Raw genomic sequence first — 14,115 nt, forward strand, 5'->3', positions numbered from 1 at the left:
AAACCAGTTGCCAACCGTCGCGCGCCAGAATTCCCGACAGCAAAGTCGGCCAGATTGCGCCGGACAGGTAATTCCCACTTGCGACGAGAGCCACTGCAATCCCGCGCCGACGCATGAACCAGTGTGATATATCGGCAATTAGTGGGCCAAAGCCGACCGACGTACCGAGACCCAGCAGGAGATGTGCTGCTGCAAGCAAAATCATGTTTGGCGCGAGTGTTGCCAGTAGATAACTGATGGCGCTTAACACTGCAGCCCCGATCAGGGCTTTGGTAACTCCCATCCGGTCTACAAGCCGCCCCAGCCACATATTTCCCAGGGCAAAGCCGATCATCGCCAGAGTGTAGGGCATGGACGCCTCGGCGCGTCCTGCACCAAATTCTGTTTCGATTGCCGGCATTACGACAATTACGGCCCACATTCCGACGTTCGCTACGGTTGCAATTATCAGGGTGATCGCAAGGCGGGTCCAAGCGTAGCGGCTATCATGAATCGGATGGGTCATGGCGGGACGCTATGACTCGCCTTATGTTTTGGCCAGTCAAAAGTTGCGCGTTTTTTTTAGGTTTATTTGGTTGCGTTTTTTGAGGCGATGCGTTGCAGGTTCAGTCCGGCGCGCGACTCGGTTTGGGTGGCGCGCCAACTTACCGGGGGCAGTGCGCGGGCACGGCGGCGGGTTAGAGTCCAGCGCCTTGCCTCGCCTTTATGGACCGCAGCCATGTGCCAGCGCGTCTCGACCCCTTGTGCGCCACCGTTTCCGGGTGTCAGCAAAAGCCCTAGTGGGGCTTGCCCCATCGTGCCGCCTTGTTCGGCAGCCAAGTGCATGCGACGCACCGGTGTCAGCCCCGGTGCGCCAGGTAGGTCGCCAATGACTAATGGAATCGCCCCGCTCCGCAGCGCCTCTTCCATACACCACAGCAGATCTTCGGCGCGGGTAGGGCGGACAAACAGGAAGCGGGCCGGATCGGCAAAGGCCATCATCCCGTCTGGGTTTAGCTGGCCGGGCTCCCATGTAGGAGAAATCCACAGGACCGGACCTTGTGTCTGACCGGCCAACCACATGGCAAAGCTGCGCCTGGCTGGACCGCAGGCCTCGTGCACGCGGGCTAGTTGCAGTGTGATCTGCGGATGAAGAGCAACCCCCGGCGTTTCACGCGCAGGTTTGCGGCCAAGAAGATGCGTAGACATACTGAAAGATTAACATGTTCCTATTTTGTTCTCAATCTGTAAAGTGACAGCAGGCCGCTTAACGGGACAAGATCAAGCGGCCATCAGAGAATTGAACCGCGGAAAAACGCTGTAGATAATCCATACCCAGCAAAGATTGGTGCAATTCACCTTCATTGACCCAGGCGGAAACATTTTTATCTGAAATTGGTCCCAGCGTTAAACTTTGAAGACGTACCGGAGCAGTACGGACTTCTCCGTTAGCTGTAAAAGCACGGCCAATATAATTAAGTTGATCGGGGTCGATCCCGACCCGTTTTGCATCCTGCGAACTTAGAACGATTTGGCTGGCACCTGTATCGACCAGAAACGTTATGGGTTCTCCATCCACCAGCATTGGAAGGTAATAATGCCCATCAACGGAACGAGGAACTTCAATCGAGCTTTCAGTGACGGAAAGATGCGCTGAAGGGCCAACAGTCGTGCGGATATCTTCCCACAGGCCGACAATAGCTATGACGCCGATAAAAATGAAAACCCAAGCCAAAGCCTGCTGCATAGTCTTACCAATCGACTGCCGGTTCTGTGTAAAGAACCACGCAAGCAAGGCCGCGCCCAGCAGGCTCAGGTAAGCCAATCTTGCTAAACTGTCGCCATCCAATCCCATGCTGTCACCCAGATAAGTTCACGTGTGCCCTATATGGGTATTTATGACGCAAAACCAAAGGCCTTGAGCCCGTCCAATATGAACTGAACTGACAGTGCCGCAAGCAACATGCCAAGAAGGCGGGTCAGGACATTCAGCCCAGTCTTGCCAAGAATTTGGCCGATCAAGCCCCCCGCCATAAAGAACGCTAGAACCACAGCCATGACCGCAAGCATGACTACGCAGGCGGTGACAATTCCCTGAATTCCTGGGTGCTCTCCTGCAAGCAGAATAATCGTCGCGATTGAACCCGGTCCGGCGACCAATGGAATGGCCAATGGGAAAACCGAAGGATCAGGATGCTCCTCCTGCTCAGCACGATCTTCCCGCCGCTTAGTCCGACGTTCAAACAGCATGTCGAGAGCGGTCAGAAACAGCAGCGCCCCGCCGGCCACTCTGAACGCCTCCATCGAGATGCCGACAAAACCAAGCACTGCCTCGCCAAAGGCGGCAAATGCAATCAATATACAGGATGCCGTCAGGCACGTTCGCAGCGCCGTTCGACGACGGTCGCGAGCGTCCATATCCTGCGTCATTGCAACAAAGATTGGCGTTGTGCCAAACGGGTCGATGACCACGAATAATGTAGTGAATGCAGTTACGAAGAACGCAAATTCCATCATTCCGTTGCGCTCTGCTGCAGTGTCATCAGAAGGTCCAACGCCGTTTGCGCCTGATGGGTAGGTACAAAGACATGGTCGTGGTGATAGCCCGCAATCACATTTGCAGGAATTCCTGATTTCGCCAGGGTGTCAGATACGGCGGCCATAAGGCCCACACCTTCTAATGAGGAGTGCACTTGCAACGTTATGCAACGCATTGCGAGCGCGTCCGACGGGGCTGCATCGATTGGCACCACAAGCGAAAGACCTTCCGCTTCGACAATGCTTGCACGTGTTCCTTTGGGCCACACCTTATCTTTAGGCCAGATCACAAATGCGAACTCACCCGGTTGGATTGCGGGGCGCATGCCTGCGATCATGGCTTTGGTTTCAAAAACGGGATCATTCATGTGGTTTCCGCCTGTTCCAGCCGTTCAGCCGCCGCGACCCACAGTGCCTCGGCTTTTTGCATTGCTTCGACCACTTCTGCAAATTTGCGGTTCCAGGTTTCCAAATCGTCGATCCTGTCGTCTTGGTACAACGCAGGGTCGGCCAGTTTCGTTGACAGTTTTTCGTGCATGTCAGTCAACTTTTCGATCCGGTCCTCGCATTTGCGCAGATCCGCGCGCATAGCCAACACTGCATCGCGGGAGGGCCGTTTGAGCTTGGGTGTCAAAGGTTTTTCTTTGATTGGTTTGTCCCGCGCCAAAAGCATTGAACGATAAGTCTCAAGATCACCTTCATAGGTTTTTACAGTGCCATCCGAGACCAGCCACAGGCGGTCTGCAACTAGTGACAGCAGGTGCATGTCGTGGCTGACTAGAATAACTGATCCTGAATAAGCAGTTAACGCTTCGACCAACGCCTCACGGCTTTCGATGTCAAGATGGTTGGTTGGTTCGTCCAAAATCAGCATATGCGGCGCATCGATTGTTGCGATCAACAGTGAAAGCCGCGCTTTTTGTCCACCTGATAGTCGACCAACTTTGGTTTCCGCCTGATCGGCGTTTAACCCAAAACCAGCCAGCCGCGATCGCCACTTTCCAGGTGCCTCTTCCGGGCGAAGTCGCCGCAAATGATCCAGCGGTGTTTCATCGACATATAATTCATCCACCTGATGCTGAGCGAAATACCCTATCCGCATTTTCGAACTACGTGTCATTTTACCAGCCATCAAAGGCAACCTGTCCGAAAGCAGCTTTGACAGGGTCGATTTGCCTTGTCCGTTCTTGCCCAAAAGCGCGATCCGGTCATCCTGATCAATGCGGAGGTTCAACCTACGCAACACCTCAGTTTCGCCGTAGCCGGTCACGCCTCCTTCGAGCTGTATGATTGGCGGTGACAGTTCCTCGGGCTTTGGGAAAGAGAATGCGCGAAGTGCAGCCTCTTGCGGGGTCGAAATTAGTTGAATTCGCTCAATCATTTTCAGCCGGGATTGAGCTTGAACTGCCTTGGATGCCTTGTACCGAAACCGATCTACAAAGCTTTGTAGGTGTGCTATGCGCGCTTTGGCCTTTGCGTTCTCTGATTCCGCTTGTGCCAGCCGCTCAGCGCGGCGTTCGGCGAATTTATCGTAGGGCACCGAATAGTACGTTAAATTGCGGTCTTCCAGATGTAGGATCGACCCGACTGCGCGATTTAGCAAATCGCGATCATGGCTGATGATGATCACAGTGTGGGGGTATTTGGCCAGGTAACTTTCCAGCCACAATGAGCCTTCCAAATCTAGATAATTGGTTGGCTCGTCCAGCAACAAAAGATCTGGTTGCGAAAACAAGACAGCCGCCAAAGCAACCCGCATTCGCCAACCACCAGAAAAGTCCGAGCATGGCTTTAGCTGCTCATCATCATCGAACCCCAGTCCTTTGAGAATCGAAGCTGCCCGAGCCTCGGCCGACCAAGCGTCGATATCGGCAAGCCGGGTTTGTATCTCGGCAATACGATCTGCGTCCGACGCGTTCTCGGCTTCGGCCATCAACTCGCTGCGTTCGGTATCGGCGGCCAATACCGTGTTGATCAGTGATACCTCTGACGATGGCACCTCTTGCGCGACACCACCGATACGAGCACGTTTTGGAAGCGTGATTTCGCCAGACTCCAGTGCCAATTCCCCTCGGATCAGGCGGAAAAGCGTAGTTTTTCCGGTCCCGTTGCGACCAACCAAGCCGACCTTGTGACCAGCGGGTATTGTTGCGCTGGCCCCATCAAACAGCGGACGGCCTTCGATGGCATAATTTATGTTCTGGATCCTGAGCATGACGCGCTATTACCAGAGCAATAAAGTAGCCGCCAGCAGCTTGACGTGTTCAACGGATGTTCAATGTGCTAGCGCTGACCCGGCAAAATTTTTAATTCGGTTCATATCATGCGCGCGGCACGGACGCCCCCATCGTTGGTAACACTGGTATTTGCGACGGCGCTGTCGGTTTTGTCCCTGAATTTGTTTTTGCCTTCGCTCGCTCGAATGAGCGAAGATTTCCAGGTCGACTATTCGCTGATCAACATATCTGTAGCCGGATATTTAGCGGTGTCAGCCGTATTACAACTGATCATTGGGCCGCTGTCAGATCGTTTTGGTCGAAGACCGGTGTTGTTGATTTGCATGGGGCTTTTTGCATGTGCTTCGTTCGGCTGCGTTCTGGCCGAGACGATTTGGGTATTTCTTGGATTTCGTTTGTTGCAGGCATCTGTGGTTGCAGGATCAGTTTTATCCAGTGCCACGATCCGGGATATGTACCCGCCGAACGAGGCGGCCAGTAAGTTGGGGTACGTTGCTATGGCCATGGCGCTTGCCCCGATGTTAGGGCCAATGCTGGGCGGTGCACTTGATATGTTGTTTGGTTGGCGGGCGGGGTTTGTTTTTTACTCGCTAGCAGGCACAGGATTGCTGGCACTTTTGTGGGCGGACATGGGGGAAACCAATTCAGAACGCTCGTCTACTTTTAGCGCACAGTTAAGCGAGTACCCGCATTTGTTTCGGGCCCGCAGGTTTTGGGGTTATGCGCTTTGCATGGCGTTTTCAATTGGGGGGTTCTACAGTTTTATTACCGGGGCGCCGCTGGTCGCACAGGCGTGGTTTGATCTGACTCCGGCAATGTTGGGTTTGGGAATAGGCATCATTACGGGCGGGTTCATGGTCGGCAATTTCATAACGGGACGTATAGCCACGCGAACTAGGTTGACGACAATGATCCTGATAGGCCGGATATTCGCATCTGTTGGCCCGTTTGTTGGACTATCTTTGTTCCTTGCCGGCCAAGGCTCCGTGTGGGTTTTCTTTGGTTCGGCAATTTTCGTAGGTTTTGGAAACGGGCTAACGAACGCCAATGCATCGTCGGGATTAATGTCTGTTCGCCCGAAATTGGCAGGAAGTGCTGCAGGTTTATCTGGTGCTATGATCGTCGCACTTGGGGCGGTGCTCACCTCGATGACAGGTGCATTTGTTAGTCCAGCAAATGGGCCCTTTCTGGTACTGGGAATGATGTGCGCAAGTAGTTTTGTGGGGCTGCTTGCCGTGCTCTATATACGATGGGTGGATGTGACTGACCCTTTGCCAGACGCAATCTGATCACCTGAGTGAACAGCAGCCATCATAACGCTTTTCTTAAGTTAAATACCATGCTACGCGGCGCGCGATGGATTTTGGCGTGGTGCAATCCGCGCTGGCAACTTAAGGAGAGGCCTACATGGCACTGGAACGCACATTCTCAATCATCAAACCGGATGCGACACGCCGCAACCTGACCGGCAAAATTAACGCGAAATTTGAAGAAGCCGGTCTGCGCATCGTCGCGCAAAAGCGTATCCATATGACAAAGGAACAAGCTGGCAAGTTTTATGAAGTCCACGCCGAGCGCCCTTTTTATGACGAGCTTTGCGAATTTATGTCCTCAGCTCCGGTCGTTGTTCAGGTTCTGGAAGGCGAAGGTGCCATAGCGAAAAATCGCGAAGTCATGGGCGCGACCAATCCCGCTGACGCGGCACCCGGAACCATCCGAGCTGAGTTCGCCGAGTCCGTCGGGGAAAACTCGGTTCACGGTTCAGACGCTCCTGAAACTGCCGCGGTAGAGATTGCCTACTTCTTTTCCGGAATTGAATTGGTCGGCTAGTGGGCCAACCGAAAATGTAAAGACGTCGCGCCCGATTTGTGGCGCGGCACTTTAAGTTTGTTCAAAGTCTTGAACATTAACGCGAACGCCAAGTGCATCCAGTTCTGAAATCATCTGGCTCGCCGGAGAGCTTTGCGCATTTGCTTTGATCAAGTCGAACCGCTCGCGCAAAGCTTTCTTTTCATCGCCTTTGCAATCGTTCCACGGGCGGCCCTGCAAGCCCATGACCAGAACGTAATAACCGATAAAGTGCGGTTTGGTGCCAGCAGTTAATAGCCTAGCGTATGCTTCGTCTGCTCCCAAATCTCGAAGCTCTTGCGCCGAATGAATTCCCGCGCGGGCGCAAGCGTCCTCATAGGCAGGGCCAAGGTTGCGAATGGAGGAGACAGGATCGGTCATGGCGCCGTTCTATCTGGACGCTGCCAATCTGTCACCCTGGTTTATTCATCAAACTTAAACACTTACGCTCACATTGAAATCGTGGCCAACTCATGCCGTATGGCAGTGGTTCAAAGCGGACCATAATCGACGTAAAGACGACCGTCTCTCAAGCGGTCAATTTTAAGTCAAAACACGGTCAGATTATTTTTCTGTTCTTAAAACCGGGCACATATTCGAATTGGCGAACACAGGGCTACATTTGTCAATTAATTCCGACTTATTCTTTAAGGAACCTTGATCGTATAGATAAGTTGAGATTTCATGACGTCATGCTGTCATAGGGGTGATGATGTCCAAAGTGAAAAAGAACACCTCATTAAGGTTGGACGGAAAAACTCCAAAGGCATTAAAGATCAGGGCCATCGAGGAAGGCAGCAGCGTTCAAAAATCGTTGAGACATTGGTTCAAGACTACCTGAATAAGGCGAAAAAGGGTCGAGCATGTCGGATGCAGATAACGATTTGGTAGTATTTCCCGGCGCGTTCGACTTGGATGTTGCTCTGCAAGCTGACAGTAACCTGACGCTGCAAGCTGAACTGCATCAGCAGAAAAAACCATTTGTCATTCTTGATGATCATGACCAGTCCCTTCGAAATTCTGGATGTCTTCTGATCGAATCCGGAAATAGATTACAATTGCTGCAGCCGGACCAAGTGTGGGTTTCGCAGGCCGGCAAAGGCTATGGCAAGTTTGTGAATGAATTGCCTGATGGACCCGTTCGGGACTCCTTGGCTGGATTTCCACCGCTGCGCGCGTTGACAGAGATAGGCAGGGGGATCATCGAAACCGGCTCTTTAGCCGCGCTTGACGAATTGCAGAAAACAGTGGTCAGAGGCTCTTTTGTAGCACTAAGGTCCGATGCCGGGCAGGTTTCATTGGCTTCGATCCAAAGACTGCGTGGTTACGACCGCGCTTTTGAGACCGTTAAGGGCTCATTGCGTTCAATGGCCGGATCGCATCACGGCCTAGAAACCGTGTTCGGAGCTTTATTCCCGAATGTGGAACAATATCAAGCCAAGCCGACCATACACCTTGGCAAGTTGGAACCGGCGTCCGAGGCTGCGACGGAAATCATCCGAACTTTCATTGCCGTCGCGCGAAAAAATGAAGCAGGCGTGATTGCCGACATCGACACCGAGTTTCTTCACGATTACCGCGTGTCCTTGCGCCGAGTCCGGTCCGTATTGAGCCTTTTCAAAGGAGTTTTTTCCGACCAAGAGACTGCCGAACTTAAACGCATCTTTTCCGATCTGATGTCTCCAACCGGTCGGCTAAGGGATCTTGATGTCTATCTGCTGGAAAGAGAAAGTTACTTCAAACTTGTGCCGCCGTCTCTTCACGCCGGATTGGGCAAGATGTTTGATCAATTTGAAACAGAACGCGCACGTGAGCAGAAGAAGTTGTCTCGCAGGTTTCGGAGTGCCAGTTACGACCAGTCGATGAAAAAGCTGGCAGCTCAATTTGACGATCCAACGCGTTTGGAATTTGGCCAAAATGCCGACCTTGGTGCTTATAAATATGCTTGCTCTCTGATCTGGAAACGCTACCGAAAGGTCTGCAAGCTGGCTCGTAGTATCGATCCTGAAACCCCTGACGAGGCAGTTCATGAGTTGCGCATTCACTGCAAAAAGCTGCGGTACCTCATGGAGTTTTTTGCCCAGCTTTTCGATGCTAAGGCATTCAAAACAATTATCAAACCTTTGAAACGGCTACAGGACAATCTTGGAGATTTCAATGATTGTTCGGTTCAGCAAGACGCTTTGTTGGCTTTTGCTGTCCAACAAAGTTCCAGCTCGGGTCAAGTTGACGCGAATCTTGGATTGTCGGTTGGAGGATTGATAGCAATTCTCAACCAAAGGCAACAGGCTGAGAGGGAAAGGGTAGTCTCTAACTTCCAACATTTCGACAGTCCGGACATCCGAGAGCTGTTCCGTATCCTGTTTCAAACACCGGGGGACTGAGGAATGAAAATCATTGCCTGTTACAGCAATAAGGGCGGTGTTGGAAAAACTGCAACTTCGGTTAACTTGGCTTATGCCTGTGCACAGGCGGGAATGCATGTTTTACTGTGTGATCTCGATCCGCAAGGGGCATCTGGGTTTTACCTTCGGGTTAAACCTTCAAAGAAACTTACCGAAGCGCGTTTTTTCGAAGACGTCAAACGCTTTACCAAATCGATAAGAGCCAGTGATTTTAAGAACTTGGACGTATTACCGGCAAATATGACGTATCGCGATTTTGACGTCTTTCTATCCCGAATGCGCAATAAAAGATCGCGTTTGAAAAAGGCACTGAAGTCTGTTGGTGGGGACTACGACGTGATTGTTTTGGATTGCCCGCCAAACTTTTCGACCCTATCCGAAAACATCTTTAAGGCCGCTGATACTATTGTGGTTCCGGTTATTCCAAGTACCTTGTCTGAACGAACGTTCGACCAATTGGTCGGTTTCTTTGATGAACACAAACTTCCCAAGAAAAAACTACGCGCCTTCTTCTCTATGGTGCAGAGGCGTAAAAAACTGCACGTGGAAACGATAGCAGCCATGCGCAAGCAATACCGCAAGCGTTTTATGAGTACGAGCATCCCCTTTTCAGCTGATATTGAACGAATGGGTCTATATCGCGCTCCGGTCGTCACTTACGCCAGTCGGAGCGTTGCCGGATTGGCTTACAGGGAACTGTTCAAGGAATTGAACAAAGGGTTGGATTCAAAAAGATGAGCTTAGAAATTGAACGCAAATTTTTGGTCGCGACGATGCCTGACCTTTCGCAGACCCGCAAAGCGTTCGTGCGCCAAGGCTATTTGACCCACCCTGACGATTCGACTGAATTGCGACTTCGACAAAAAAATGACCAATATTTTATGACCCTTAAGGGAGGAGGTGACATCGCACGGGTCGAGCGTGAGGCTGAAATTTCAGGTGCGCAGTTCGAAATCTTTTGGCCTGAAACAGAGGGTAGAAGGGTAGAGAAAGAGCGCTACACTGGCTTACTGCCTGACGGGCGGACATTTGAGTTAGATGTATTCTTGGGCTCTCTTTCTTCTTTGTGTTTGGTCGAGATTGAGTTCAACTCCGAAGAAGCCGCGCGCGCTTATTCACCTCCTGATTGGTTCGGTGCGGATGTGACCGAGGATAAACGCTACAAAAACAAAACTTTGGCGATCAACGGCATTCCTAATTAGGGAGTCCGCGCCAGTTTCAAGATAGTTTCAAGCCCCGGCTGGCAATTACGTGCCATGAAAGCTCCGCCGTGCATGTGTGAAATGGCGGCGACTAAAGCCAGCCCCAAACCTGCGTTCCGTTGTGTTCTGGCTGGGTCCAGTGTGACAAAAGGCATTTGCAGGCGTGGAAGATCGGCCTCAGGCACCCCGGGTCCGCGATCTCGAACGCTTAATAGAGTGTATGGGCCATTTTCGCGGATTCCGATGGTGATTTTTGAGGCGTGCGGCGCATATCGCATCGCATTCTCCAGCAGATTGGACAGAGCTTGGGACAGCAGTGGGCGATGGCCCTGAATTGGTTCAGAAGCACCTACTACTTCAAGTTGTATGCCTTGATCGGACGCCACAGGTTCATACAGTTCCACTACGTCTTCGACTAGTTGGCGAAGGTTTATCGGTTCGAATTGCTCTCGGCCCAATCCTGCTTCGGCGCGTGATATTTCGGTCAATTGTGTCAGAACACGCAGAACATGATCGATCTCGCCAGTTGCCCGCGCCATGTCGACTTCGCGCTCTTCGTCGGTCTTTTCTGGTTCACTAAGCGCTTCGACACGTTGGCGCAGCCGCGACAGAGGCGAGCGCAAGTCATGGGCGATGGAGTTTGATGTGGTACGTAGATTACTAATCAGCTCTTCAATTCGATCCAGCATGTTGTTAAGCGTTCCGGCCACTTGATCGAACTCGTCTCCTGTTCCTCGCAATGGCATTCGAAGCGAAAGATCGCCCGAAACTATGTTGTCTGCAGTATCAGCGAAGTCCTTTAGGCGCGAGAAAACCAGCCTTGTAAGCAACCAGCCGGTCAATAAACTGAGCGCAAATGCTGTTAAAAGCGCCAGTCCGACCGTTCTGAATAAGATACGATCAAATTGCTGTCGCGCCAGGGCGTCGCGCCCGACCAAAAGACGCTCACCACCGGGAAGGCGAATTGATGCAGCAGAGATCGGCACGTATTCGTCAGTTTCGCCTTTTCGGAGCTGCAACTCGACCCAACCGCTGCCGGCTATTACATCGTCGGGCCAACTCACAAGGTTTCCGGCCAACTTGGTTCCTTGCCGACCGGTAAGCAAGTAAAGCGCGTCGCGATCCGCGGCGGTGGGAAGTCGTCGCTCTATCGCGTTCATCAGGCCGATCAAACCGCGCCGCTCATACTCGTCTGATAACCCGGTCAATTCTGCGGAGACAACGGACCTGGTTTCACTGGCGATAGTTCGGTTGGCCGTGACGTATACCATTGCCAGAATGGCCGCAGTCAACAATGTGCTGAGCACCATACTGGCCAGCACTAATCTTGTCCGGGAATTCTTTAGTGAAAGCAGAACGTTATGCATCCGAAACCATATATCCGGCGCCCCGGACGGTTTCAATTATCGGATCGTCGCCACCTTCGTCCAGCTGACGGCGCAGTTTAGAAATATGGACATCGACGACATTCGTGTTGGGGTCGAAATGATAATCCCATACGCCTTCCAGCAACATTGTGCGGGAAACGACGCGGTTTTTGCGGCGCAAGAAAAACTCGAGAATTTGAAATTCGCGCGGCGTGAGCGTGATTTCGCGACCATTGCGTGTCACTTTGCGGGTCAGCAAATCCATCTCAAGGTCGCGACACCCCAAGGTGGCAGTTTCTTCCGACTCCTGAGGGCGGCGCAAGAGGGCTTCGATACGGGCATGGAGTTCCTGAAATGAAAACGGCTTAACCAAGTAGTCGTCTGCTCCGGCCCGTAGGCCTTTGACACGCTCGTCGACCGCACTCATGGCCGTAAGCATCAATACAGGGGTTTTTACTCCTGCAGCTCGCATCGACTTGATCAACGACAAGCCATCCAGCCCAGGCAGCATTCGGTCCAGCACAACAGCATCGAACCCGCCGTCAGTGGCATGGTACAGTCCTTCGCGACCATCAGAAGCGGCCTCGATTACATAGCCCTCTTCGCTAAAACCTTTGGCGATGAAGTCACGTGTGTCTTCGTCATCTTCAACGATCAACAGCCGTCTGCTCATGGTCGGGGCTCCCTTTACTCGCGATATAAACATAGTCTCTTCCTAAAAAAAACTGGCCGGGTGCATAGCCGCACCCGGCCTTTCCGACAGCACGTGGACAAACCGCGCTGGCCGGAATAGTGCGCCAGATCTCCCCATCACGTGGCGCACTTGGGCTTGGTGTCAGGCTATCTCGACTGCGACAAAGATCTGATTCCCGCCACGGTTGATCAACAGCAACGCAGGGTCAGTCTTTTCGCTTTCCAGCGCTGCTTTCAGGGCATCTGGCGTCACTGTGTCCTGATTTCCAATCCGAACGATGACGTCGCCACGCTGAAGTCCGGCTTTGGCTGCTGGGCTTTCAGGTTGCAATTCTGTTACAACCACACCATCCACTGTTTCGGACATGCCCATTTCAGTCCGGGTGCTTTCTGTCAGTGGTGCCACGGTAACGCCCAATGACGTGCCTTCAACCTTGTCGTCGGCGATGTTGTCGATCTGGGCTTCAGCCGATCGGTGTTGACCTATAGTCACTTCGATCTTTTGTTCTTTGCCATCGCGAAGAACGGTTAGAACGCTGTCAGATCCCACCTTGGTCGTGCCGACAAGGATCGGCAAATCGCTGCTGGAGTCGATGGCTTCATCGTTAAAGCTCAGGATAACGTCGCCCTGTTGAAGAGTTCCGTCCGCTGGGCTGCCGTCAACAACATCCGAGACCAACGCTCCCGAGGTTTCGTCAATACCGAGAGCTGCTGCCAGCTGAGGGCTGACATTCTGGATAGAGACACCCAACCAGCCGCGGCTTACCTGACCATCATCCCGAAGATCTGCGGTGATGTGTTCAACGATGTTCGAAGTAACAGCAAACCCAAGGCCCACAGAACCACCACTGGGTGAATAAATGGCCGAGTTCACGCCGATCACTTCGCCTTCCATATTGAATAGCGGACCGCCTGAATTGCCTTTGTTTATAGCTGCATCTGTTTGGATGAATTCAGCGTAAGGACCTTCAGAGATATTGCGGCCTTTGGCCGAAACGATCCCTGTGGTTACCGTCGAGCTAAGCCCAAACGGATTACCAATCGCAACAACATCTTCGCCAACGCGTATTACGTCGCTGTCGCCAAGCCGCACGGCTTGAAGGTCTTCACCGGCGTCAATCTTCAAAACGGCGATGTCGGTTAATGCGTCAGTGCCAACGACTTCCGCTTCGTATGACCGGTTGTCACTGAGACGTACAGTTACGGAACTGGCGTTGTCGACCACGTGATGATTGGTTACGATGTAGCCATCCTCATCAAGGACGAAACCGGAACCCAACCCTTGTCCAGGACCACGGTCGGGCATTTGAAAGCCTTCGGGCCCGCCAAAACGCTCGAAGAACTCACCGAATGGATGGCCTTTGAAATCAAAGTCTTGGTCACGAGCTTGCACTGGGGAAGATTTTTGTTCAGCGATGATTGTTACGACCGATGGTGAAACGGATTCCACAAGGTCGGCCAGAGCCTCGTCTGCCAAAGAGGGCAGGGCGGTCGTCGCCAGCAAGGCGGCACCAAGTGCGCCGACTCCGACCCAATTGGAAGTACGAGGGAAAAGCAGTGAAGATTTACGGATGCTCATTATGACTCCTGTCTGTTTGGGCGGTTTGATCCGCGCTTATGGTCAGGAAATGACATCCGAGTGTTGGTGGATTCTGATCAAAAAATTAAGATACCTTAATTTTGCCACTTTTCGCGTTTCTAATACAGGATGAGAAACGAATCATGCCGACGCCGTGTGGCGAATCGGTCGTTTGGTGTCGATTTAAATGCTTATTGGCCGCAAGTGCGGATTTGATTCAATTTTGTTAACGATCAAGTCGAACAAGCTCGCTCTGTCAAGGCAATC

General features: G+C 52.3%; 15 protein-coding genes. 5 read left to right on the forward strand and 10 right to left on the reverse strand.

Features of this window, described 5'->3' with window-relative positions:
* From AC2FNV_RS09380 to AC2FNV_RS09405, 6 genes are all read right to left on the reverse strand, one after another.
* Positions 1–505, reverse strand: a 505-nt coding sequence (locus AC2FNV_RS09380) for an MFS transporter (RefSeq protein ID WP_496773092.1), incomplete at its 3' end; no start/stop codon positions are given.
* Positions 506–567: 62 nt separating this feature from the next.
* Complete coding sequence (locus tag AC2FNV_RS09385; protein ID WP_170608206.1) at positions 568–1,188, reverse strand: ImuA family protein; 621 nt, start codon at positions 1,186–1,188, stop codon at positions 568–570.
* Positions 1,189–1,246: 58 nt separating this feature from the next.
* A complete protein-coding gene (locus AC2FNV_RS09390) occupies positions 1,247–1,834 on the reverse strand; it encodes a retropepsin-like aspartic protease family protein (protein ID WP_437436807.1) in 588 nt (195 codons plus the stop codon).
* Between the two features lie 41 nt (positions 1,835–1,875).
* A complete protein-coding gene (locus tag AC2FNV_RS09395; protein WP_170475477.1) occupies positions 1,876–2,496 on the reverse strand; it encodes a MarC family protein in 621 nt (206 codons plus the stop codon).
* Positions 2,493–2,885, reverse strand: coding sequence for an ACT domain-containing protein (locus AC2FNV_RS09400; RefSeq protein WP_170608205.1), 393 nt, complete (start codon positions 2,883–2,885; stop codon positions 2,493–2,495). The genes AC2FNV_RS09395 and AC2FNV_RS09400 overlap by 4 nt, the downstream gene beginning before the upstream one ends.
* The gene (locus tag AC2FNV_RS09405) at positions 2,882–4,732 is read right to left on the reverse strand and encodes an ABC-F family ATP-binding cassette domain-containing protein (protein ID WP_170608203.1); all 1,851 of its coding nucleotides are present in this window, start codon (positions 4,730–4,732) and stop codon (positions 2,882–2,884) included. Before AC2FNV_RS09405 ends, AC2FNV_RS09400 begins: the two co-directional genes overlap by 4 nt.
* Before the next feature lie 108 nt (positions 4,733–4,840).
* Between AC2FNV_RS09405 and AC2FNV_RS09410 the strand changes: the two genes are divergently transcribed.
* Entirely contained in the window at positions 4,841–6,043 is a 1,203-nt protein-coding gene (locus AC2FNV_RS09410) for a multidrug effflux MFS transporter (RefSeq protein WP_170608202.1), read from the forward strand.
* A gap of 118 nt (positions 6,044–6,161) precedes the next feature.
* Positions 6,162–6,584, forward strand: a complete 423-nt coding sequence (gene ndk / locus AC2FNV_RS09415; protein ID WP_068334875.1) for a nucleoside-diphosphate kinase — start codon at positions 6,162–6,164, stop codon at positions 6,582–6,584.
* A gap of 51 nt (positions 6,585–6,635) precedes the next feature.
* Here the strand turns inward: ndk and AC2FNV_RS09420 are convergent, their stop codons facing one another.
* Positions 6,636–6,983: a TfoX/Sxy family protein gene (locus tag AC2FNV_RS09420; protein ID WP_170608200.1), complete on the reverse strand. Its 348-nt coding sequence runs from the start codon at positions 6,981–6,983 to the stop codon at positions 6,636–6,638.
* A 482-nt stretch (positions 6,984–7,465) separates the two neighbouring features.
* Here AC2FNV_RS09420 and AC2FNV_RS09425 point away from each other — a divergent pair, with 482 nt between their 5' ends.
* From AC2FNV_RS09425 to AC2FNV_RS09435, 3 genes are read left to right on the forward strand one after another with little or no spacing between them, the layout of a single operon-like run.
* Entirely contained in the window at positions 7,466–8,986 is a 1,521-nt protein-coding gene (locus tag AC2FNV_RS09425) for a CHAD domain-containing protein (protein WP_496773096.1), read from the forward strand.
* A 3-nt stretch (positions 8,987–8,989) separates the two neighbouring features.
* On the forward strand, positions 8,990–9,745 hold the full coding sequence (locus AC2FNV_RS09430; protein ID WP_170608197.1) for a ParA family protein: 756 nt from the start codon (positions 8,990–8,992) through the stop codon (positions 9,743–9,745).
* Positions 9,742–10,209: a CYTH domain-containing protein gene (locus tag AC2FNV_RS09435; protein WP_170608196.1), complete on the forward strand. Its 468-nt coding sequence runs from the start codon at positions 9,742–9,744 to the stop codon at positions 10,207–10,209. Before AC2FNV_RS09430 ends, AC2FNV_RS09435 begins: the two co-directional genes overlap by 4 nt.
* Here AC2FNV_RS09435 and AC2FNV_RS09440 read toward each other — a convergent pair.
* The 3 genes from AC2FNV_RS09440 to AC2FNV_RS09450 all read right to left on the reverse strand — a co-directional run bounded on the left by AC2FNV_RS09440 (position 10,206) and on the right by AC2FNV_RS09450 (position 13,848).
* Entirely contained in the window at positions 10,206–11,531 is a 1,326-nt protein-coding gene (locus tag AC2FNV_RS09440) for a sensor histidine kinase (RefSeq protein WP_367648103.1), read from the reverse strand. The two genes, AC2FNV_RS09435 and AC2FNV_RS09440, sit on opposite strands and share 4 nt — an antisense overlap.
* A gap of 37 nt (positions 11,532–11,568) precedes the next feature.
* Entirely contained in the window at positions 11,569–12,249 is a 681-nt protein-coding gene (locus tag AC2FNV_RS09445) for a response regulator transcription factor (protein ID WP_170608194.1), read from the reverse strand.
* Positions 12,250–12,411: 162 nt separating this feature from the next.
* A complete protein-coding gene (locus AC2FNV_RS09450; protein ID WP_170608193.1) occupies positions 12,412–13,848 on the reverse strand; it encodes a DegQ family serine endoprotease in 1,437 nt (478 codons plus the stop codon).
* Positions 13,849–14,115: the final 267 nt, after the last annotated feature.

Source organism: Ruegeria sp. BHSA163, assembly GCF_059613365.1.